This is a genomic window from Autumnicola tepida, assembly GCF_031846485.1.
Lineage (GTDB): Bacteria > Bacteroidota > Bacteroidia > Flavobacteriales > Flavobacteriaceae > Autumnicola > Autumnicola tepida.
Map to the genome: position 1 here is coordinate 1 of NZ_JAVRHQ010000019.1, position 21,414 is coordinate 21,414.

The 21,414-nt window shown below is 36.2% G+C and carries 18 protein-coding genes; 11 read left to right on the forward strand and 7 right to left on the reverse strand.

Annotated elements, in window-relative coordinates; genetic code table 11:
• The first annotated feature begins 474 nt into the window (after window positions 1-474).
• From RM553_RS14040 to RM553_RS14060, 5 genes are all read left to right on the forward strand, one after another.
• Entirely contained in the window at window positions 475-1,119 is a 645-nt protein-coding gene (locus RM553_RS14040; protein WP_311535574.1) for a hypothetical protein, read from the forward strand.
• Window positions 1,120-1,324: 205 nt separating this feature from the next.
• Window positions 1,325-2,113 (forward strand): hypothetical protein, encoded by a 789-nt coding sequence (locus RM553_RS14045; RefSeq protein WP_311535575.1) that lies wholly within the window; start codon window positions 1,325-1,327, stop codon window positions 2,111-2,113.
• Window positions 2,114-2,146: 33 nt separating this feature from the next.
• Window positions 2,147-5,119: a hypothetical protein gene (locus tag RM553_RS14050; RefSeq protein ID WP_311535576.1), complete on the forward strand. Its 2,973-nt coding sequence runs from the start codon at window positions 2,147-2,149 to the stop codon at window positions 5,117-5,119.
• A gap of 2 nt (window positions 5,120-5,121) precedes the next feature.
• The gene (locus RM553_RS14055; protein ID WP_311535577.1) at window positions 5,122-5,709 is read left to right on the forward strand and encodes a hypothetical protein; all 588 of its coding nucleotides are present in this window, start codon (window positions 5,122-5,124) and stop codon (window positions 5,707-5,709) included.
• A gap of 7 nt (window positions 5,710-5,716) precedes the next feature.
• The gene (locus RM553_RS14060) at window positions 5,717-6,298 is read left to right on the forward strand and encodes a hypothetical protein (protein WP_311535578.1); all 582 of its coding nucleotides are present in this window, start codon (window positions 5,717-5,719) and stop codon (window positions 6,296-6,298) included.
• 1,016 nt (window positions 6,299-7,314) lie between these two features.
• On the opposite strand, the gene RM553_RS14065 is transcribed toward RM553_RS14060, so the two are convergent.
• Window positions 7,315-7,818: a hypothetical protein gene (locus tag RM553_RS14065; protein WP_311535579.1), complete on the reverse strand. Its 504-nt coding sequence runs from the start codon at window positions 7,816-7,818 to the stop codon at window positions 7,315-7,317.
• A 42-nt stretch (window positions 7,819-7,860) separates the two neighbouring features.
• Window positions 7,861-9,051, reverse strand: coding sequence for a hypothetical protein (locus RM553_RS14070; protein WP_311535580.1), 1,191 nt, complete (start codon window positions 9,049-9,051; stop codon window positions 7,861-7,863).
• A 264-nt stretch (window positions 9,052-9,315) separates the two neighbouring features.
• On the opposite strand from RM553_RS14070, the gene RM553_RS14075 reads away from it, so the two are divergent.
• From RM553_RS14075 to RM553_RS14085, 3 genes are all read left to right on the forward strand, one after another.
• The gene (locus RM553_RS14075; RefSeq protein ID WP_311535581.1) at window positions 9,316-9,714 is read left to right on the forward strand and encodes a helix-turn-helix domain-containing protein; all 399 of its coding nucleotides are present in this window, start codon (window positions 9,316-9,318) and stop codon (window positions 9,712-9,714) included.
• A 68-nt stretch (window positions 9,715-9,782) separates the two neighbouring features.
• The gene (locus RM553_RS14080; protein ID WP_311535582.1) at window positions 9,783-10,781 is read left to right on the forward strand and encodes a ParA family protein; all 999 of its coding nucleotides are present in this window, start codon (window positions 9,783-9,785) and stop codon (window positions 10,779-10,781) included.
• A complete protein-coding gene (locus tag RM553_RS14085) occupies window positions 10,778-11,641 on the forward strand; it encodes an SIR2 family protein (protein ID WP_311535583.1) in 864 nt (287 codons plus the stop codon). Before RM553_RS14080 ends, RM553_RS14085 begins: the two co-directional genes overlap by 4 nt.
• A 441-nt stretch (window positions 11,642-12,082) precedes the next feature.
• Here the strand turns inward: RM553_RS14085 and RM553_RS14090 are convergent, their stop codons facing one another.
• The 4 genes from RM553_RS14090 to RM553_RS14105 form a co-directional block, all read right to left on the reverse strand.
• On the reverse strand, window positions 12,083-13,219 hold the full coding sequence (locus RM553_RS14090) for an acyltransferase family protein (RefSeq protein ID WP_311535584.1): 1,137 nt from the start codon (window positions 13,217-13,219) through the stop codon (window positions 12,083-12,085).
• 118 nt (window positions 13,220-13,337) lie between these two features.
• On the reverse strand, window positions 13,338-14,144 hold the full coding sequence (locus RM553_RS14095) for a LytR/AlgR family response regulator transcription factor (protein WP_311535585.1): 807 nt from the start codon (window positions 14,142-14,144) through the stop codon (window positions 13,338-13,340).
• 52 nt (window positions 14,145-14,196) lie between these two features.
• Window positions 14,197-14,898 (reverse strand): hypothetical protein, encoded by a 702-nt coding sequence (locus RM553_RS14100; protein ID WP_311535586.1) that lies wholly within the window; start codon window positions 14,896-14,898, stop codon window positions 14,197-14,199.
• A gap of 48 nt (window positions 14,899-14,946) precedes the next feature.
• Entirely contained in the window at window positions 14,947-15,546 is a 600-nt protein-coding gene (locus tag RM553_RS14105) for a hypothetical protein (RefSeq protein WP_311535587.1), read from the reverse strand.
• Between the two features lie 815 nt (window positions 15,547-16,361).
• On the opposite strand from RM553_RS14105, the gene RM553_RS14110 reads away from it, so the two are divergent.
• The 3 genes from RM553_RS14110 to RM553_RS14120 are packed head-to-tail and all read left to right on the forward strand — an operon-like array spanning window position 16,362 to window position 20,182.
• Window positions 16,362-18,212: a peptidase MATCAP family protein gene (locus RM553_RS14110; protein WP_311535588.1), complete on the forward strand. Its 1,851-nt coding sequence runs from the start codon at window positions 16,362-16,364 to the stop codon at window positions 18,210-18,212.
• Window positions 18,209-19,255 carry a glutathione synthetase gene (locus RM553_RS14115; RefSeq protein WP_311535589.1) on the forward strand — a complete coding sequence of 349 codons (1,047 nt, stop codon included), beginning with the start codon at window positions 18,209-18,211 and terminating at the stop codon, window positions 19,253-19,255. Before RM553_RS14110 ends, RM553_RS14115 begins: the two co-directional genes overlap by 4 nt.
• Window positions 19,256-19,270: 15 nt before the next feature.
• The gene (locus RM553_RS14120) at window positions 19,271-20,182 is read left to right on the forward strand and encodes a succinylglutamate desuccinylase/aspartoacylase domain-containing protein (protein ID WP_311535590.1); all 912 of its coding nucleotides are present in this window, start codon (window positions 19,271-19,273) and stop codon (window positions 20,180-20,182) included.
• 76 nt (window positions 20,183-20,258) lie between these two features.
• Here the strand turns inward: RM553_RS14120 and RM553_RS14125 are convergent, their stop codons facing one another.
• Window positions 20,259-21,407 carry a lactonase family protein gene (locus RM553_RS14125; RefSeq protein ID WP_311535591.1) on the reverse strand — a complete coding sequence of 383 codons (1,149 nt, stop codon included), beginning with the start codon at window positions 21,405-21,407 and terminating at the stop codon, window positions 20,259-20,261.
• Window positions 21,408-21,414: the final 7 nt, after the last annotated feature.

A 21,414-nucleotide genomic window follows, 5' to 3' on the forward strand; every position in this document is an offset into this window, starting at 1 on the left:
CCTCCAGATAATCAATAGTTAAGAACCAATAAAATGAAAAAAGCTGCCTCAAATTAATGAGACAGCTTCTTTTATTTCCATCAACGCTATGTTTTATCCATGCCTTTTCTAAATATATAAGCCAAAACGGAGCCTCCTAAACAGACCTGTTTTTCTAATCTAAGCTTGACCCCCTCATTAGTTGCATCACGATTTTTTTAAGAGTTAAATCAATACTATAAAGTTTCGATCTTTTCCATTCTCCAAATCTTACACCTCGTAAATGTAAAAAAGCAGCTATCCTTCGGATTTCTAAATATTCAGGAAAAATAAAATGAGCACTGGCTACTAATTAAAAAGCTCTTAGTACTTAATTCATTTCATTGCCCTAAAACTTCAATTCACCTACACTTGAAAGGCATTCAACGAAAAATTAAAAAATCTACGCCCTTAGCTAGTAGTTTTACCTCATTATTAATCTTAAATCTTATTATTATGAAAAATTTTAAATCAATTTTCGCGTTAGCAGCAGTAATCGGTTTCCAGCAATTAAGTGCACAGGATAACAACGATACGAATATTGCTTCACACATTTTAGATGTAAACGTTCCTGAAGTTGCCTTATTGGATATTTATGATTCCAACACGGGAACTGAAGCAGCAGCTATTATGTTCGACATGACCAATGTAACGCTCTCCGGAACTAATGCGGAGGCCGGGCTTTATGCTTTTGAAGACATTAGTTATACAGATTTGTATCTGAATTATACGAGTGTTGTAGCTAATGCAGCGAATACGGAAGGCTATGATCTAACAAGGAAGATCAATGTGCAATTTGAACCAGGTAGTACCTTCCCCGGAAACCTTGATCTGAGAATTATGCCAGAAGCACCAGTAATCATTACTGATGGAGGAACAGCAGACTCTGCAGGGACCGTGATGCCAGGAGGTGTAGCCTTAGGTGCTACAGTGCCAGTTGGAACTGACGCTTTACTGGTAGATAGTATTGAAAGTGTATATACCGGTGACCAGGACTATGGTGTAAGACTTACTTATAGCCTGGAGCAGAATGGAAACTTCGCAGGATATAATGCAGGAAGCTACCAGTCTACCATTGTATATACCCTTACAGATTTATAGTACCTTTTTTGCCCCATTTTTTCCAAGGCTCTTTACATCTACGTAAAGAGCCTTTTTTTGATCAATAATGATTCGTTAGCATAGCTTTTCGGGTAGTGTCCCTGAAACAACCATTCAACTATACTAACATTCCATCTATCGAAAATAACCTGGTAAAGTAACCTTAGCTTCTAGCTTTGTAGATATATCATTTAAGACAAAACACATGAAAAATCTTATTCTAGCCACAGCCTTCTTTCTACTAGTTATAGGCGATGCCTTTAGCAGCGTAGTGATCTTAAACGGACTTACCCATACTTACTCTGGAAGACCAGGAGATTATATACAAGGAGAACTAGTCCTAATGAATACTACAGACCGGGAACAACGAATCACTTTCAGGCTAAATGATGTGCTATTCTCCTGCGGAACCACAAGAGTATTTAGTGAAAATACTTCACATGACCAGTCTTCAAAAACATGGTTTGAGGGGAGTCTTATGGATAAAGTCTTACTTCCCAGAGAAAAATACATTTATAAGTATAGTATTCATATTCCAAAGAATTCTACTCTAAAGGGGTCTTTCTGGAGTGCTCTTATGATTGAAGTTGAAAAACCGGTAAAGGAGGAAAGATTAACTGCTAACATAGATCTGAATACAAAAATTAGGTACGCTGTAGGACTTATTACGAATGTTAATCAATTCAGTGAAATAAGCCTTGATTTTGAAAATATTGAAATGGTTAGAGATACCCTAAAAAACAACATGTTGGAAATAAATCTATTCAATGCTTCAAGGTTTGTTGAAGGAGTAAGACTTTCTCTTGAAGTTTATGACGCCAAAGGTGAAAAGGTTTTGGAAAAAAATTCTGAAAGGCCAATGGTTTTTCCAAATATGTGCAAAGAATTTGTACTAGATATAAATGATCTGGAGAAAGGAGATTATGAATGTATTCTGATAGCAGATTCCAGAAAGGAATTTGTGGGAACAAATCTTAGCCTTAGCATTCAATAAATCGAAACCTGTCTAATCTTTAAAACTTAACCCATGAAAAATATCGCATCAAATATCAGTTATGTTATCCTGCTGCTTTTTTTTAGCTGTAAGGGAGAGTTGAAGAACGATAGTTTTGATGCAAATCCCAGTCCTATTTCTACAGAAGAGGAAAGCTTTATTATAGAGAACGAATTCATTGAGGAAGCTAGTGATAACAGCCAGGCTGGGGGAGAAAATTCCATTAAAGAAAAAGCGCCTTCTAAATCAAATCAGAAAGTTCAAAAAGAAATAGAAAGCGTTTTAACACCTTTAAAACAGCAAAGCAAACAAGTAGAGAAACAAACAATCGCGGCCTTTACTCCTTTGAAAAATAATTCTGAACCCGTAGAACTGGAGATTGAACTAATGAATACAAAGGAAATATATACACCTGGAAAAAAACAAACCCTTTCCCTGGAAGTGGAAATAAAAAAAGGTCAGGCAGATTCATTATTCATCCAGGCGAAAATGCCAGAGAACTGGAGTCTTATTTCATCAAGCACGCTGGAGAATATTCAGTCGGGAAACAAGAAGCTTGCTTTAATAAGCCTTTACATCCCGAAGAATGCATCTCCCGGGCAGAATACCTTTACTGTACTGGTGATAGATGCCAATGGCAGGCTTATTAAAGAAAAGGAAATAAACATTGAAATAGCTGAAAATTATGAGTTAGAGGTTTTTAATATTTCAAGTCCTCAAAGTGTAAAGGCTGGAGAAGAAATAGAGGCTATTTATGGGATTAGGAATAACGGCAACATGGTCCAGGAATTAATTTTGGATTCTAACGGTAAAATTAATGAAGAAGAATTCCTCATTATTGCCCCCGATTCTTTAATGACTATACAGGTGTCAAAAAAAACTGAGGCAAAGGTCTATTATCTTATGAACGTAAGCACTTATTTGAATGTAAAAAGCACTGCAGAAGATAAATCATATAGGGCATATTCCAGTACTACCGTTTTTCCCAGTAAGATCAAGGAGAAAGATGCATTTTTCAGGTTTCCCGTAAGAGCCAGTTTAAATTATAACAGCCATACTTTTAAAAAGAATCATTTTTCCACCATTTCAGCGGAATTAAGAGGAGACGGTTATCTTGACCTGGCGAAAAACCATCATCTTAACTTTATATTTAGAGCTCCGCAACAGCAAAACCTTAAAAGATTTGGAGTGACAGATCAATATAGCCTTATCTATAACTATAAAGACCAAACTACAGTCTATCTTGGCGACCATGCCTACTTCATCAATAGGTTGGGTTTTGACAGTAGATATGGAATGGGGTTCAGGATAGATCAAAAATATAAAGACTGGTTATTTACGGCCTATTATTCCAATCCACGATTGTACAGCTTTAATTCTGCTCCCTTGTATGGGGTGAAAAGTGTATACCGGGTGAATGATTCGCTATTTATAGGAGCCTCCCTGGCAGCTTCTAAAGGCACTTTACAAGGAGCCAGCCACCAGATCGAGGCCAACCCTGATGAAAAAGGCCAGATCGCTACGGTTAATCTGGATTATAGAAATCACGGAACAATCATAGAAGCTGAATTTTCGGGAAGTTTTACTAATAAGGCTTCAGACTTTGCCGGTTTCCTAAACCTTGTACAGAATTTTGGCAATTTAACCTATAGTGGCACATTTAGTATTTCAGGTGAAGATTATTTCGGAGCCATGAGAAACAGCCTGCAATATTCCAACAGTTTTTTCTATAAACTTAATAAATGGAATTTTGCTACAGGCCAAACCGTATCAAAGGTAAATCGGAATTTAGATCCGCTTTTTTATGCGGCAGAGCCTTACTATGAAAACTTCTATGGGCTTATTGGCTATAGATTCAATAAAAAACATTTTGTAAGCGTACGAGGTGATATGCGGCAACGAGAAGACCAGCTTGAACCCAAATCTTATTTTTATAAAGAGCACGGTTTGCTATATCGCTATTTATATTCTGGAGAAAGGTTCCACTTCAACTTCAATGGACGCATCGCAAAAACCCGTAATTTATTGCTGGAAGAAAATATTTATCGAAATTCTTTTTCCCATAATATTAATGGATCCTATCGCTTAATAGATGGAATAACAATAAGAGCAGGTGTTAATCATAACTATAATAATCGCTACGGGAGAAGTGGCAATAGCACCAATTATACCCGTTATCACCTAGGCTTCAACTACAATTTAAATAGAAACATACGTATTAATGCCACTTATAATAGCGGGTTTAGTCCTGATGACAGCTACCTGAGGAGAGATTTTATAAATTCCAATATTCTGTTAAGACTTAATAAAAACCATCAATTTGAACTCAGAGCAAATTATTATGAGAATGCTGGGGTTTTAAACAGAAAGGAACTTTTAGCGCTGGGAAAATATACCTATACCTTCGGTGTGCCTTTAAAAAGAGTACTTGAGCAGGGCAGTGTGGAAGGAGTGATATTTTCTGAGAATCCAGCAATATCAGTTGAAAATATTAAAATTATAGCTGCGGGGCATAAAATTGCTACCGATAAAAAAGGAAGATTTGAAATTAATAATCTTCCCTTGGGTAAAAACTATTTATTTATAGAGGAAGCTTCTCTGCCAGAAGGAGTAGTTGTTAGTAAAAAAGCTCCATTAGAAATAATCATCAGAAAAGATAAAACCCAAAATTTGTCTTTTGAACTGGTGCAGGGTGGAAAGGTGAACGGTAGCATTCAACTCATAAAGAGAAAAGATACTTTAGGATACCAGGGTTATATAAAACTTACCAATGAAGAGTTTAGCTATTTTGTAGAGTCTAATACCAACGGCCTGTTTTCATTTAAAAACATTGTGCCGGGTAATTACAATCTGGATCTGGTAAGGTTTAAAGAAGAAGACTATGAAAGTATGGAAAGTACGCAGGTAAATGTGAAAAGTGGAAGTATAGCTACTATTCTAATACCACTCACCGCGAGAGAACGGAAAATAAAATTCAGCAAAAAGAATTTCACCTTAGGTAAATAATTATGAAAAATAAGCACATACATAGCGCCCTTTTCCTTTTCTTGTTTCTTTGGATAGGAATAAGTTCCCGGGCTCAGGAAACACTTAACGCATTTGATCCCAATACATTTATTTTGGGTGGAGGCCAGGAATCTACTACCGCGGTTGTTGACTTACAGCGAATAGCGATCACAGATCTGGAGCCAGATCCTGCTACCGGTTTTTCCGACAGTACATTAGGAATGGAGGCTGGAAATCCTTTTACCGGAACCGGAAGTCCTACTACTGGAGAATTCTGGCTTAATTTCACTTATAGATCGCTGAACTTTCAAAATGCAAGAATTTTTGTACGGGTTAATCAGCCTATTCCCAGTGATATGACTATTAAAGTCCAGATCATTAACACTGCAAACATAAATGGAGTATATAATGCCAATCCCAACTCCAATCCAATTAATCTATCTACCAGTGAACAGATTATTGTCTATGATTTTGCCAGTGGATATACCGGTGATGGAGAAGGAACAGGATATCTTATAGAATATAATATTATAAACCCCAGTGCTCTTTCACTACCACCCGGTTTTGAAATAATATTTGAAATTAAATAAAACTGTTATGAAAAAGCTACTTACACTTTCGTTAATCCTTTTAATTTCCAGCTCAGTTTTAAGCCAGATTTTACCAGGCACTTTGGATGTTACAGGAATGCCTACTTTTATCCAATCTTTTGACGAGGTTGTGAAAGAAGCAGGACTTGATGATACTACCGTAGGTTTTGAGAGTGAGTTTGATGCCAACCTGGTAGGATTTGTTTTAAATCCTCAATTATTATTAGGGTCAGACTTGGTTTGTGAAGCTAACGTATTTAGATATAGTGTTTTTATACACACACAAAATGCTCCGGCTAATTTTATATTAGAGGCCAGAACATCTCTTAACAGCGGACAACGTTTTCCACAGGTTAGTACCTATGACAACTTACCACTTCAACCTTTGGGACCAAGAGATCTTACTCCGGAAAACGGTGGCAACTATATTCCTGTCCCAAATGACGGATCTCAGGCTATTAAAATTTTTGAATTCATTGGCTGTAGGACAGACATACCTGTTCAGTTTAGAATTAAGGGCAGTGCTTTGGTTCCTGCAGGCAACAGTAATTTTCAAATAGTTTACACAGTGGTGGGTAGTTTAATGTAATTTAATATGCCTTTCCAGTATTTTACCAGAATATGAATACCTTAATAAAAAGCAGTATAATTTTAAATGCACAACGGGTTCTATTATTTTATAAAAATGTGTTCATAAAAACTAAGGGGAATAGCAAGAGGATAACACGCTGCGCGATGTTATTAATTTTCAATACATTGTATTTCAGTACGTTATGTCTATTGAAAAGATGGTGTTGCAGCCAGTTTTTACTAAAATACCTCTGAAGCCCCTGTAAACTGGTTGATTTTTTAGTAAAATTTGATTTTAGATGAAGATTATGCTGTGATCCTCACCACTTTCCCTTCCATTGCATTCCAGGAAAAGCGGTTCATCCTATGGTCTTGGACACGAGCCAAAAAAGATGATGATTTTAATTATTAGAGAAAGGGAATAACTTTTTCGGCTCAAGTCCGCCGATGCTAACTAAGAACATTATTTTCTGCTTTGAAAGAGTTTTTTTTCAAAATTCACCCTTATACCTACAACTTCAGATGCCTTACCTTTTGATGTGAAAGGAACAGCATTTGAAATTAGCGGCCTGCATAAAGCCGCTATGCTTCGCGCCGCTTTTTATAAGGCCTTTCCTAATTTCAAATCCTGAAAAGTAAAGCCACATCAAAAGGTAATGCGAACGGCTCTGAAAGAAGTAAATGAAATGGTTAGCAGCCGTTTTCATTTTGAATTTGCAAATTCTATCATCAAGTAGTGCGGTAAATCAAAGGAAAATGCACCGGGTAAAAAAAGTAAATGTTAAATTAGTATGTGAGGGTATTGAAATCCAGTGTTTTAAATAGATTATTTTAAATCTTTTTTTAAATTAAACAAATCATTTTTTGCCCTATAAAAAATGATAAAATGAAGAGGGAATTACAGGTAACAGCGTAGTTCTCTCTTTTTATTTGGCAGATGATCTCCTGATAAATTGTAATTTTATACCTTATTACACAATGATTGCTTACTATACTTCTGTTGAACTGTAATCTTCCAAGGGTTTTTCTGACGTTTCATGAGGATTTATAATGAAGAGGTTTATTTCGCTGGAAAGATTTCATCCTTAAGTAGTCCAGGTGATGTTCGGTTATGTTTTCAGCTTCAGCAATAAATCGGGTACAGAGATGATATGCTTTCTCTGTGTCTTTTTCAGTTACTTTAAGCGGACAAGTATAATTAATATGCTGCTGGGCATGGGTGATCAAATAATAAATACGCTGAGATTCAAAAGAGGTGTTTAGAAGAATATCTTCTGGAAAATCACAAAAATTACCGCATAAATGAATTAGGTAAGGTAAGGAAGTGTAAGAAGGCTGGTATTCCCAAAATACGCATAACATTCCAATACAGGTTTGTACAAGCGCATTCTGTATAAGCACTAAATTAGCAAGAAGATCTTCCTTAAAATCAATAACATCAGCTAAACCAAGAATGTAGTTTGCGCGGGAGATCCTTGCTTTCCATCTTTTATTTATCTTTTGCCAGCTTTGCGGATAATAAGATGGCTTTCCATCCATAAATTTGGAAAGCTGTTCATCAGCCTGAAAAATAGTATTTCGCTAATTTAATACGTGATCCAGGAAATTATTCCCGTAATCCAGTTTAACCAGAATCTTAGGAAGGGTTTCAAAAATAAAATAAACTTTTATTCGCTTTTTGGTATGGTTAAACACCAGGTCCATAAGCTCAGCGGGATTTAATGATACAGGTTTTTTAGTGACCAGCAAAACCGTAGAGCAAAAGGTATGATGCTGAAATTCCTTTGTTTGGAAATATCGATTTTTAAAAATGCTCTGTTGCTCTTTACTGATTAAGAAAATGGAATGTACTTTAAATTTTAAACGTAAAAAATCCACGACTTCCTGAATTGCCACGTCAAAAGGAAGATGCAGATTTTCTCCAGATATAATTGGTTTTATCACCGGATTACGCTGTAGTTCCAGGTTGTAACAATCGGAAAGTATTCCTTCAGTGATATCGTATACCATTTGAAATACAACTTCTCCCAAAACAAAAATCTCGTGGCACTTACTACGGTAAATTTTATGCTCTCTAGGATCAAGTCCCGCCAAATAGATATCATCCAGAAAAAGTAGTATTTCCGTTAATCTATCGTTGCCGGGATCAAATAGCTTTTGAAACTCAGGATCTAAGGCAGCTAAATATTTTACGTGCTCCGAAAGGGAATTGACATTAATGGCTTCTCCTTTATATAAGGTTTCGGTATAATTAAATAACTCAAGGAAAATATCTATGACTTTAAGAGTTGCTTTGTCGTATTTTTCCTTTTGAAATAGATCATAAGTAGTACTGAAAAGTTCAACTACCTCATTATAATCATGCGTTGTTTTTTCTTTCGCTTTTTTAAGCAGCGTGCTGCCCTTTATTGTAGATTTAGCCAGAGGATCTTTTGAACTTTCGCTTAAATAAATAAGCTCAGCATAAAAGCATTGGCTAATATGATAGAGCTCCCCGGCCATTAAATGTTTTCTTACCTGGCCGGCCGTACTCCACTGAATAGAGAACTGCGGAAATTTTTCAACTAATTGTTTCAGTCGGTTCAACACCTCCGTGGAAAATTCATTTGCAGAACTTCTAATTAAATGCAAGGCATAGAATGAAGGTGGTTCTTTTCGAACTGTGCAAAGGTATATTGCATCGGGTGCAAAGACATCTGGCAGTTGCTGAATGAGTTCCTGGAGTTCCATTTTAAATGGAAAGAGCGGCGGAAGATTGAGATTTTGTTTCATATCTTAAGTTTTTGGTTCAACTTCATTTGCAGTACCTGGTTAAAAACTTGTTGAATAGTCTTCTGAACCTGTACCTTTCCAGTAGGATAAATTCCTATATTTGTTAATGCCTTCATGATGCTGATATTTTTATTCCTGTTGAAGGTAGAAGTGGACAAGGCGGTACCCTACCAAAATGCCTTGTATAATACCCGAAAGAGTTTGTATTTTACCCGTGAGGGTTACCCGTAAAATTTTAGAAGAAGAAATCGTTATATTTGAGCTATGACAACAACCACCAAATCAAACCACATCGGCCGTAAAATTGCCCGGATACGCGAACTACGCGGAATGAAGCAGGAAACGCTTGCCGAAGAATTAGGCATTAGCCAGCAAAGTGTTTCTATTCTAGAGAAAAGTGAAATCCTGGAAGATGAAAAATTAGAACGTGTTGCTAAGGTTTTAGGAGTGACTAAGGAAGCTATTCAGAATTTTTCTGAAGATTCTGTTTTTAATTATTTCAACAATTTTCACGATAACAGTGCTTTCAATACTCACTGTACATTCAATCCTCTAGACAAATTAGTTGAAGCTTACGAAGAAAATAAAAAGTTATATGAGCGCCTGGTTCAAGCGGAAAAGGATAAAAATGATTTTCTAAAAACTTTTCTGCAAAATAAGTAGTCTAGCTTTTAAAATGTCGAATTTTCGCATTTATACTATTTCTAATTATTCTTCCAAACTCATAGTAAATGGAGTCCATTGTTGTATTTAATAATAAGGGAGGTGTAGGAAAAACTACACTTCTTTGCAATGTTGCATCTTACCTGCAAATAATCGAAAACAAGAAAGTAATGATTGTCGATATGGATCCTCAGTGTAATGCAACGGCATATATGTTTCCATATCCTCAAATTGAAAATTTATATTCTAAATCGAAAAAAACAATATATGAAATAGTAAAGCCTTTACAACGGGGAAAAGGTTTTCAAAAAGGTGAATTGCCTATAATTAAAAGCCCGCATTTTAAAGTTGATGTCATAATTGGAGATCCAGATCTATCTCTAAGTGAAGATTTTCTTAGTAAGGACTGGTTAGATGGAAAAGCTGGTGATTTCCGAGGACTACAAACTACTTTAATGTTTAGGGATTTACTTTCTAAATTAGAAGAATATGACTATGTCTTTTTTGATGTAGGTCCCTCATTAGGAGCTCTTAATAGATCAGTTTTGGCCTCCTCCGACTATTTCATTGTACCTATGTCATCGGATATTTTTAGTATTCAAGCTATAGAAAATATTGCGAAATCCTTAAAAGAATGGAAGAAACAGCTTTCAAGAGGATTAAATGATTTTAAAGAAAGAGAAGGTGAACCATTTTTGATCGATGAAAAGGAAGTGCAATGGCACATTCAATTCGGCGGATACATAACTCAACAGTATACTGCTAAAACCGTTGGAGGTAAAAAACAGCCTGTCAAAGCCTATGAGAAAATTATAAAAAAAATACCGGGCACAGTAAAAAAACACCTAATGGAATTAAATAAAGATGACTTAAACACACCGAAACTTGGAGAAATTACAAATTTACATAGTTTAGTTCCATTATCTCAAAACAGCAGTGTTCCGATTTTTGCCTTAAAGGCTGAACATGGTGTTGTTGGTGCTCATTTTAATAAGGTTAAGGAATTTGAAAAGACGCTCAAAACAATATCCGATAATTTAATTACAAATTTAAATTATTTGTCATGATCGAATGGCCGAATAATTTAGTTGAAGATATTGCTCGGAGAAGATGTGTACTTGTGCTGGGTTCGGGAGTTTCAAAAAATTCAGTTAATGATGAAGGATTACGACCTAAAGACTGGAACGAATTTTTAAGAAGTGCTTCTGAAAATATTAATGGAAAAACTGAAATTAGAAAGCAAATAAAAGCAGGAGATTATCTTACTGCATGTGAACTTATTAAGAAGGAATTAGGAAGAGAAGATTTTAATACTTTGGTTAAAAAGGAATTCTTAACGCCAGGTTTTAAGCCGGCCAAAATTCATGAGCATATATTTAACTTAGACTCTAGAGTAATCATTACTCCTAATTTCGATAAAATTTATGATACATATGCCAACACCGCATCGCATGGTAATATAATTGTGAAGAAATTTACTGAACATGATATTGCTGACAATATTAGACGACCAGAACCTTTAATAATAAAAATCCATGGTTCAGTTGAATCGCCTGATGATCTCATTTTTACTCGCAAGGATTATTCTGAAGCGAGAACAAAATATCGTGATTTCTATCATTTAATAGATGCATTATCTGTTACACATACATTTGTCTTTATCGGGTGTGGAACAAATGACCCGGATATAAGATTAATATTAGAAGATTATTCGTTTAGATTTTCAAGAAACAAAAAACACTTCATGGTTATGCCCAAAAATGCTCTACATGCAAAGGTTAGAACAATTATAAATGAAACTATGAGCTTAAAATCTTTACTATATGATCCTAAAGATAACCACACATTATTAACTAGTTCACTCGAAAATCTAGTCAAGGAAGTTGAAATAAAAAGAGAAGATTTAGCAAATACAAGAAAATGGTAATTCTATATTAATTTGTATCTTTATGCAACTAAAGGCGATCAAATTAAATAGGATCGTGTTGTTCTTTCAAGTTTAGTGAATGATTCAGTGAATAAATCCACTCGATAAGAAATAAAGTGGCTGGTAGCGGGCATTCAAAGTCGCCTTCTTATTTCCTGCCACCCCGACTTTTACAAGTTATTTATAACATACATAAAGGGTAATTATATGGTTTTCATATAGTTACCCTTTATTTTTTGGTTTAAATATTAAATATTGTTAATATTAAGGTGAGTTTATCTTTAATTGATGAGCTAAAAATCTTATAATTTTACTTAATCTCCCCTAATGGCCCTTAGGAAATCCAAAATTTTATATTGAAGGAGTACGGAAATATCCTATTAACATATTTCAGAATTGATTAAAGCAGATTTAATTAGGGTTTAATTATTATCTAACTTACTACCACCCTTTAAAATCCTTTCGTGGTTTTATTCCAAATAAAATACATGTTATCTTAGATCTCTTTACAATTTCGAATAATAGCCATGAAACAAGAAATGTTACTATTGTTAGAATGATAAATTTTATCCCAATCATAAGGTCTTTGTCATACAAATAGTAAGCTGCAACCACCGTAACTGTCTGATGAAAAATATAAAAAGGGTATACTGCCCTGTTACAATATTGAACTAACTTACTCTTCCTGTTTAGGTATTTTGCAGCATACCCAAAAATTGCTATTATCCAGCTCCCGATATTCAAAAATTTTGAAATCACATAAATTGCCCGCTGCAGGTTCGTTTCCGGCTGATTTATGGATAATATAAAAATGAAAAATGAAATCATTCCTATGGCTAGTGCTGTTTTCCTACAGCGGTTTACCATTTTCCAAAAAGCATTTTTGAATGAAATAAAGAGATATCCATAGAAGAAAAATATAAAGTTAAGTGCCAGGTAGTACCAGTCTCCCACCAGGGAGTGTGTTACGGGGAATAGGGGTTCCAGTAAAAGGAAAATAAGTAGTAGCGGCAGCAGGAGTAAGAAGATCCCGCCTTTCGTGCTAATTAATTTCCTCATTAGGTGAACAAATATGTTTTGAGGAAATTTTCTAAATAAAATAAAAACGGGACTAAGAAGAATTGAATAAATAAAGAGATATGGCAAAAACCACAAATGGTGCCAACTAAAATTCCCTTCAGGATATGGCTTTTTTGTAAAATAATCGTACAGATAAAAATCCAGATAATTACCGGTGGCACTTCCATCTAGTATGCGTTCTATATAAACCTGCGGAGCTACCACCACTATCATTCCAACCAGTAAAGGGACCATTAATCGGTTATGACGTTCTTTTACGAACTGCCACCAGGTTCTTTTTGAAAGAGCAAAACATGTTCCCATTCCTGAAATTATAAATAAAAGGGGAATTCGCCACTGGTTTAAAAAAAGCATTGGTATGGTAAGACTTTCAGAAATCTCATTATTTTTAATATGCCATTCCCATGGAACAAAAAACATCCCTACATGATAGATAATAAGCAAAGCAAATACAAGAACACGTAACCAGTCTAAATCATACCTTCTTACATTTTTCATGACAAAACATTTTTAATTGTTTTATCAAATGTAGTTGCATGAAATGGCTGGATCCTAATCTATGTGATGGGCAACAAACTTTTGTGACGAATTACAGAAATAATGAAAATATTCACATTTATCCATTCATCACTTGCTTAAAAATTGGGATCTGCCTACGAGAAACAGGAATTTTTTCAGTATTTTTCTTTAGCGAAAGTTGTAATCCCTGTGCGTTTCCTTCCACTTTTTGAACATGTAATGTATTTACCAAATAGGCGCGGTGGGTTTTAACAACGCTTTGAATATCCTTAAATATCGCTTCCACCCGCGTGAGGGTAATTCTACATAATTTCTTGTCAATCACACCCTTATTCAGGAGAAAGAATTCCACATAATTTCCATCTGCCTTTGCAAAAAGAAATTCATCGATTGTAAGAGAAAAATAGTCTGATTCAGTATTCGTTTCAATAATAAGTTTAGTTTTATCTCGTGTTACCGGCTGCGGTTCCCTACTCACCTGTTCTGCAAATTTTTTATGGATCCTTAAAAGCCTCTCCGTATGGCTAATAGTAAAAATAACAGTTAGCAGGGTGCCTATCAAAAAGGTATGCACAACTTCTTCCAGAAAGTACTGGAAAGAAAAATTTTTAGGATTATTATAAATAAAGTTTCTTACCAGGAAATTTCCAAAACCTATCATGAAAAAAACCACGCACAAAAGCCCTATTTCTCTCAAAACCGTCCAGTGCTCTTCAACTTTTTTACCTACTAAACCATTGAAAGTTGCAATCGTCAAAAGAAAAACCAGACTGGAGCAAAAAGCCTGAATAAATACAGTGATTATATATGGATACCGGTGTTCGGTCTCTTCAATATTAAAAGGCCTGAAGAACACCAGAAAGATAAATACGATTAAGAATACCACCCCGGCTATTTTAATCAATCTTTTATTCTGAAAAAAATACGGATATGGCTGCCAAAGAATATATATATAGTTACCTTGGAACAATTTCTTGATCTATTTGCAAAACTATATTTTCAATTTCTATTTGTGCTTTCTCGTAAATATCTTCTTTTTCATTCATAAGCTCTATAAACAATACAAACATATTCTGATAGCGGTAGTCAAACAGCACTTCGGGTTTCTTAACTGTGAGCGTACTAAAATTCATTACATCCACAAGGGTAGGCACGGCAAAATTCATAATGGCCGTGTTGTGGGTTTCTTCGAGTCGGTTAATAAGCGTATAGGTCTCTTCAAGACTTTGCAGGTTTCCAATAATTTCATAATTAGTTATATATTTTACCTCCCCACTGTTTATGAGGCTTTGATAAACATTACTTTTCCTTCTGAAGTCTGAATACTTAGAAAGATCCGCGCTTATTTTTCCGAGGGTATCAACATTGGCCTGATCATTTAATTGAATAATTTTAATTGCAGTTGAAAATTCTTTCAGGTATTTTTGATTATATTCTTTATTACCCCTTATTTCTTCCAGATCTTCCTGAAGCTGGCGTTTTATATTTTCAAGATATTGCTTTTCTATCTGAGAATTTTCCCTGAGTTGTTTCCAGTTATGGATTTGGAGCGCCATTAATATTCCAAGCACAATGAGTAACATCTCTCCTAAAAGATAAAGGAGATACCTTTTAAACTTGCCGTCCTTTAAATTTACTTTCCTTAAGAATTTCAGCATACCTTAAAAATCTATTATTTAAAAGATTTACTTTTTTAAAAGAGGTATTTATTCTTCAATTTGTTCAATGGCCTCTTTATACAAACTTGATATTAATTCTTCCTGGCCGGTCAATTCCCAGAACCTTAATTGAAATTGTATAAGTATTTTATCGATATTCTCCAGATCGTGTGCTTCACTATTAAAGTAATAATCCAAAATTTTTTCAATGGTCTTTTGAGTAATTTCTTCCTGCATTGAATATACATTGGTAAGCTGTTGAATGGTTTCAAAGTCAAATTCCGAAATAATTCCCGTAGATTTTGCAGATTCCCATGCGGTATCTGTTAGAATAGCATCAATAAGAGATTCATTACCAGTAAGAATACCCAAATTTAAATACGGCTGATTTTTTAGGTCTTCCTTTAAACCGTTATTTTTTCCTTCTAAAATTGCTGAAATTCTATTTCTGATTTTAATGTGCCTTTCTTTCCAGTTTTTTAAGATCTCCTGGTTTTTATATAGTTCTTTTCTAATACTTTGTAAAGCAATTTCCTTTCTACTAGCTGTTTGATAATCATCAAATAATTTATTGATAAATAAAGCAAATAATACACTGAAAATAATTAAAGTACCTTCAGCTAAATATTTTTTATACTTATGTTTCATTACCATAATTTTTACAAGAGCGCAAGGTTTTAATTAAGGTTCAGGAACTCAGGTTTTTTAAAATGGTTTCGTGTAAATTGAATCTTCTTACATAAAAATATCTTAAATTTTTATATTATGAGGATTTTGGACAATTTCTTTTCCTATGCTTATCAGCATGAAAAATAATTTTTCACCGTTCCTTTACAATTAAACAGGATAGATTAGCCAAGCCAATAGTGGTACATAAATTTCTGAAAAAACATGTCTGACTTAAAATGGCAACTCTTTGACACAACCGGTCAATGCAAAATAATTCTTATCCCTGAAATTGGCCCTAAATCTTTCATTTCAGAATTTCCAGTGCAGGTACGTTCAATACATCCAATTCAATATTTAGAAGCCATAGCCCAGAGCTATTATACCCACCGTTCGAAGCGGGTAGAGGATAGTTAAAGCAAGCAATAATCAAAAGGTGATCACTTTTTCCAACACTTATTCAAAACTGGACAGGTCTTGGCCCTGTAGAACTCCGAAAAAAATTTTACGGATAGAGAATGTTAGGGAAAAGAATACAGGATTATACACTTTCGGTTTCTATGTTAGCCGAAGAAGCTCTTCCAATATAACCGTATGATACATTTAAAAAAACTTAATGTTTTTAGCTTCTGAGAGCTGCTTATCTTAAATTAAAGCCAAAGTGTCTTCATCTTGTTTTTAGCCATTAATTAATTCCTAATTTTAATTTGTACGTAAGCTTAAAAATTGGCCATTTCCGAAAGCTTTCGCACCATAAAAGCTGCAAAAAACTAAAAACATCAAGAAACTTTCAAATAATGCTGGAGATAACGGAATTATCTGAAAAATCAATTAAAAAAATTTTAACAAACCTGGAAGAGGAATCCGAAACTAACTGTAAGCTTCCGGGAAAAGGAATACTTCACATAGAAAAGGATTTGCCTTATCTTATTATTTACCGCGATAAATTAAAAGATCAGGGTACCAAACGAATGGTAATTAGTGAGGCTTCTTACCTGATTATTGGAAATAAAGATTTTGAAGATTACCAGAAGTTTATCTACACCCTTTCTGAACATTTTTCAGCTAAATTTAAATCCTACATGTTACTGGAAATGTACGCGGGGGATGAGGAAAGCCACACTTTTGTACTAAAAGGACCTGCGGAAAAGTTGCCAACAAGCCTGGGGGTACTCCAGGAGAAGTTAAATAATATTAACCAGATATATTCCGGTCTTTACCTAAAAGCTGAAATTAAAGATACCAAACAGCGGCAAAAGGAAGGCGACAGAGCCCTTCTCACGATAGAAGATGCCAAAAAAAGTGGGGCCGTGCTACTGGGGATGGAAATTCCCCCTGTATATCGTAGTGAAGAAGGGAAATTATACCCCGTATTCTTCAGGAATTTTAAAGACTATGTGATCAAATCTTTACATATCGCACTTTTTGATTTCCTGAGGGTACAAACTTCCAGCGGGGTTCCCAGCTATAATGCTCTGGGGCGGCAGGTCATAAAAGATAAAGTTTTTGAAATAGACCGTAAATTATCTGCCATAGAGAAGTCTTACCAGTTTCTGTGGCTGGTTTCTCCTGCCAATATCCATGATATAAAGGAGAAATTTTTTGAAAGTAATTTTGAAACAGTACTTGATTACCATTACCGGCTCCTTCCCGTAGATCCGGATGTACTGAAAAGAAAACTTTACAACCTCAAAATTGAGGATATAGATGATCCGGCCATGTCTTACATTTTCAGGGAAAAAAGGGAAGAGCTGGACCAACAAATTACCATGCTTGGGGAAAGAGGGACCAGAAACTTTTTTTACGACAGTATGCGCCTTCATAAGGGAGTGGAACATGAATTACAGGAAGAAGCCGAAGCTATCCTGCAGGCAGTTCCCGAGCAGGAACCTTCAGAGACTGTGGATCTCATAGATTCCAGGGAATTCAGCAGTATGGCAAGGCGTGAATTTGATTTTTTCAGGGAACAGGATGAAAATTTCAAATGTAAAGTCCACATACGCCAGGATGTAAATGTGATGATGGTTTCTCATGGCGAACTCTACATCCCGCGGGATTATAAGATGATCAAGAAAGAAGCCAACGCTCTTATCCAGCATGAAGTGGGAACGCACGTTCTTACTTACTATAATGGCAGCAGGCAGCCGCTTCAGCAATTAAGTATTGGCCTGGCAGATTACGATCCTTTACAGGAAGGCCTTGCGGTAATGGCTGAATATCTTGTAGACGGGCTTACCCCAAACCGGCTACGTACCCTTGCCGGAAGGGTTATAGCAGGAAACGCGGTGATGAACGGTGGGAATTTCCAGGAAATATTCCGCTTACTGGTTAAAGACTACGGTTTTTCTGCGGAAAGATCCTTCAATATTACTTCCCGGATAATGCAGGGTGGCGGCTTCTTAAAAGATATCATCTACCTGAAAGGATTGGTAAAACTAAGGGAATACCTCCAAAATGACGGGGAATATGAACCTTTGCTCGCAGGAAAATTCGGCCTTAAGCATACCGGCGTAATAAAAGAATTAACCGAAAGACAGGTTTTAAAACCTACAGCTCTAAAACCGAGCTACCTGTTAAATAAAGACGTAAACAAAAAATTAGAATTAATCAGAAAGGGGCTTCCCCTCTCAAAAATGATAAGCAAATGAAAATATGTTTTGTATTAAATGATGTTGCTACAGAAAAAAACGGCACATCAACAGCATTAATGGCAGAGGCTCACGCCCGCGGCCACGAAGTATATGCAATGGGTGTGGGTGACTTTAACTTTCATCATGATGCTCCAATAAGTATAAACAGTACCCACGTATCCAAGGATACCAAAACAAAATCCCCAGCGAAATTCCTGGAAGCACTTCAGGGTTCAAAAGCAAAAAAGAAGAAAATTTCTTCAAAGGATATTGATGTACTTTTTATAAGAAATAACCCTACAGAAGAAGATTCCCGCCAGTGGGCCGAGCAGGCCGGCGTGGCTTTTGGAAGGATGATCCAGCAGGAAGGCGTTTTGGTGCTTAATGATGCCTACGCTCTTTCCCATGCATTTATTGATAAATTATATTTCGAGGAATTACCGCAGTCTATAAAGCCAGATTCGATTATTACAAGAAGTAAGGAAGATCTTCTTGAATTCTGGGAAAAGCAAAATAAGAAAATGGTCCTGAAACCATTGGAAGGTTCAGGAGGTAAAGATGTTTTTCTTATAGATGAAAATGAAAAAAATGTAAATCAGATTATCGAAACCATCAGTGCACAGGGCTATGTGATCGCCCAGGAATTTTTGCCCGCAGTTAAAGACGGAGATGTGCGGGTTTTGCTGATGAATGGCCGTGTTATGGAACAGGATGGGAAAAAAGCCATTATAAGGAGAGTTGCCGGGGAAGGCGAATTCCGTAGTAATTTTTCCCAGGGAGCATCTGCAGACAGCAGTGACCTGACAGATGATATGAAGCGCATTATTGAACTTACCGCACCCAAATTAATCAGGGACGGGTTGTTTTTTGTCGGTCTGGATATCGTTAAGGATAAGCTTATTGAAATTAATGTTTTAAGCCCTGGTGGTATGGAGCGCTTTAAAGATATTGGTTTACCAAAATTTACAGATGTGGTAATTGAGGCTATTGAAAGAAAAGTGGCTTACAAAGAAGTTTACAAAGGCACATTAGCAAATCGTACGCTGGCTACAATGGACTAATTAAAACTAAAATCTATGAACGAGCAACTAAATGAAGAAATACCCAGAATAATTGGGAAATATACTTCCGGTAAAAAAGGGCCGCTGCTTTTTGTAACTGGAGGCATTCATGGGAACGAACCCAGCGGCGTGAAAGCCCTGGAAAAAGTTTTTAAAGAACTGGAAAAAACGAGTCCTGAAATTGAGGGAACCATTATTGGTGTTTCCGGGAACCACATGGCGCTAAACCAAAATAGAAGATATATTGAAGAAGACCTTAACCGTACATGGACAGAGGAAAATGTGAAAAGCGGCAAAAAGGATACCCAGGAGAAAAAAGAGATGTTTGAGATTATTGAACTCCTGGAAAAATATCCTGAAAAAGATTTCACCAAGAGATATTTCCTGGATTGCCACACCACCTCCTCCCCCAGCCTCCCGTATGTTTCTGTACAGGAGGTAAATGATAATGATGAATGGGCACATAAGTTCCCAACTTATATCATCAGGGGATTTAGCGATATTATTACCGGGGATATTGACCACTATTTAAGCAGGATAGGAATGACCGGCTTTGTTTTTGAAGCAGGACAACATACCAATGTGCGTTCTGTGGAAAATCATGAAGGAGTGATCTGGCTGGCTCTAAAAGAAGCCTGTAATCTCAACCTGGAACAAATATCCACTTATCCGGACTGTGTTAATAAATTTGCTGAAAAGAACGCTCCGCCTCAAAAAACTTTTGAGATCCTTCACCGTCACGGATTGGATGATGATGATATCTTTGAAATGCAACCTGGCTATGAAAATTTCCAAAAAATTGAAAAAGGAGAACTTCTTGCCAGGCAAAATGGCAATGAAATAAAAAGCGAATGGGACGCTTATATTTTTATGCCTTTATACCAGTCCCAGGGCAACGACGGATTTTTTGTAGTTCAGGAAGTATAATAACTATAGGATTACTAAAAAGGCTGCTTCGAAAAATATTCGGGCAGCCTTTTTTCTTTTCAATATTTTCGCGTCTTTAATTTTCGACAAACTCTATACAAACGGGAGTTTTCGCATCAAAATTGGTAAGTTCCTGTTCTAATTCCCCGGTTTCCCCGTCGATTTTAAATATCGAAATGCCCCCGCTATCTTGATTGGCCGCATAAAGAAAGTCTCCTCCCGGCGCAATGGCAAAGTTACGAGGAGTTTCCCCGTTGGTGGGGTAAAAGCCAATATTTATCAATTTCCCGTCATCACCTACGCGAAAAGCACAAATGCTGTTATCGCCCCTGTTAGAGCCATAAATAAATTTCCCGTTGGGATGCAGGTGAATATCGGCCGCCGAATTCTCTCCTTCAAAATCTTCAGGCAGCGTGGAAACCGTCTGGATTATTTCCAGCCCTCCCGAAGCTTTTCTTTTAAAAGCGGTAATGCTGCTGTTAAGTTCATTTATAACGTACGCGTATTCCTGGTTTTTAGAAAAAGTAAAATGTCTTGGGCCAGCTCCTTCTTCAACCTCAACAAAAGCCTGCTCGTTTGGCTCAATACTCCCCGTTGCGGCATCAAGATCAAAAATCCAGATCTTATCATTTCCCAAATCGGCTATATAAACATGCTCATTATCTTCATCTATATTTACCGAGTGCGCATGGGACTGCCCCGGGTTTTCAAGTTGAATTTTCTTATGATCACTAAGTCTGCCGTCTTCTTCTCTCCTGTACATCATCACCACTCCTCCCATATAATTGGCCACAAATACGTACTTCCCGCTCTGGTCTATGGCAATTTGAGCTGGCGCACCAGCTTCAGTAGAAAGCTTGTTCAATTCCTCTAATTCATAATTATCGTTTATGCTGTAGGCGTAAACTTCTCCTACTTCCCCTTCCCTGCTTCCAATTTCGGTCACCGCATAAAGATTTTTACCATCCTCAGAAACGCGTACAAAAGAAGGATTGGTGATCTTGGCAACAACTTCGCCAAATCTAAGGCTCCCACTTTCTGGGTCCTGGTAAAGGGTATAAATTCCCTCTGCTTTGCCTTCTACATGGCCTTCCATACGGGTATAGGTTCCTATAAAGGCAATTTTCAGGTTTTCCAGCATATCTTTGTTTTCTTCTTCAGGTTTATTTTTACAGGAGGTTAAAACAAGGCTTAGTAACAATGATCCCAAAAGGATATTTTTCATGATAATG

Excerpts from the sequence above, each read along its gene's own strand:
- RM553_RS14040 (WP_311535574.1), top strand. The coding sequence starts at position 475 with ATGAAAAATTTTAAATCAATTTTCGCGTTAGCAGCAGTAATCGGTTTC.
- RM553_RS14045 (WP_311535575.1), top strand. The coding sequence starts at position 1,325 with ATGAAAAATCTTATTCTAGCCACAGCCTTCTTTCTACTAGTTATAGGC.
- RM553_RS14050 (WP_311535576.1), top strand. The coding sequence starts at position 2,147 with ATGAAAAATATCGCATCAAATATCAGTTATGTTATCCTGCTGCTTTTT.
- RM553_RS14055 (WP_311535577.1), top strand. The coding sequence starts at position 5,122 with ATGAAAAATAAGCACATACATAGCGCCCTTTTCCTTTTCTTGTTTCTT.
- RM553_RS14060 (WP_311535578.1), top strand. The coding sequence starts at position 5,717 with ATGAAAAAGCTACTTACACTTTCGTTAATCCTTTTAATTTCCAGCTCA.
- RM553_RS14065 (WP_311535579.1), bottom strand. The coding sequence starts at position 7,818 with ATGGATGGAAAGCCATCTTATTATCCGCAAAGCTGGCAAAAGATAAAT.
- RM553_RS14070 (WP_311535580.1), bottom strand. The coding sequence starts at position 9,051 with ATGAAACAAAATCTCAATCTTCCGCCGCTCTTTCCATTTAAAATGGAA.
- RM553_RS14075 (WP_311535581.1), top strand. The coding sequence starts at position 9,316 with ATGACAACAACCACCAAATCAAACCACATCGGCCGTAAAATTGCCCGG.
- RM553_RS14080 (WP_311535582.1), top strand. The coding sequence starts at position 9,783 with ATGGAGTCCATTGTTGTATTTAATAATAAGGGAGGTGTAGGAAAAACT.
- RM553_RS14085 (WP_311535583.1), top strand. The coding sequence starts at position 10,778 with ATGATCGAATGGCCGAATAATTTAGTTGAAGATATTGCTCGGAGAAGA.
- RM553_RS14090 (WP_311535584.1), bottom strand. The coding sequence starts at position 13,219 with ATGAAAAATGTAAGAAGGTATGATTTAGACTGGTTACGTGTTCTTGTA.
- RM553_RS14100 (WP_311535586.1), bottom strand. The coding sequence starts at position 14,898 with ATGCTGAAATTCTTAAGGAAAGTAAATTTAAAGGACGGCAAGTTTAAA.
- RM553_RS14105 (WP_311535587.1), bottom strand. The coding sequence starts at position 15,546 with ATGAAACATAAGTATAAAAAATATTTAGCTGAAGGTACTTTAATTATT.
- RM553_RS14110 (WP_311535588.1), top strand. The coding sequence starts at position 16,362 with ATGCTGGAGATAACGGAATTATCTGAAAAATCAATTAAAAAAATTTTA.
- RM553_RS14115 (WP_311535589.1), top strand. The coding sequence starts at position 18,209 with ATGAAAATATGTTTTGTATTAAATGATGTTGCTACAGAAAAAAACGGC.
- RM553_RS14120 (WP_311535590.1), top strand. The coding sequence starts at position 19,271 with ATGAACGAGCAACTAAATGAAGAAATACCCAGAATAATTGGGAAATAT.
- RM553_RS14125 (WP_311535591.1), bottom strand. The coding sequence starts at position 21,407 with ATGAAAAATATCCTTTTGGGATCATTGTTACTAAGCCTTGTTTTAACC.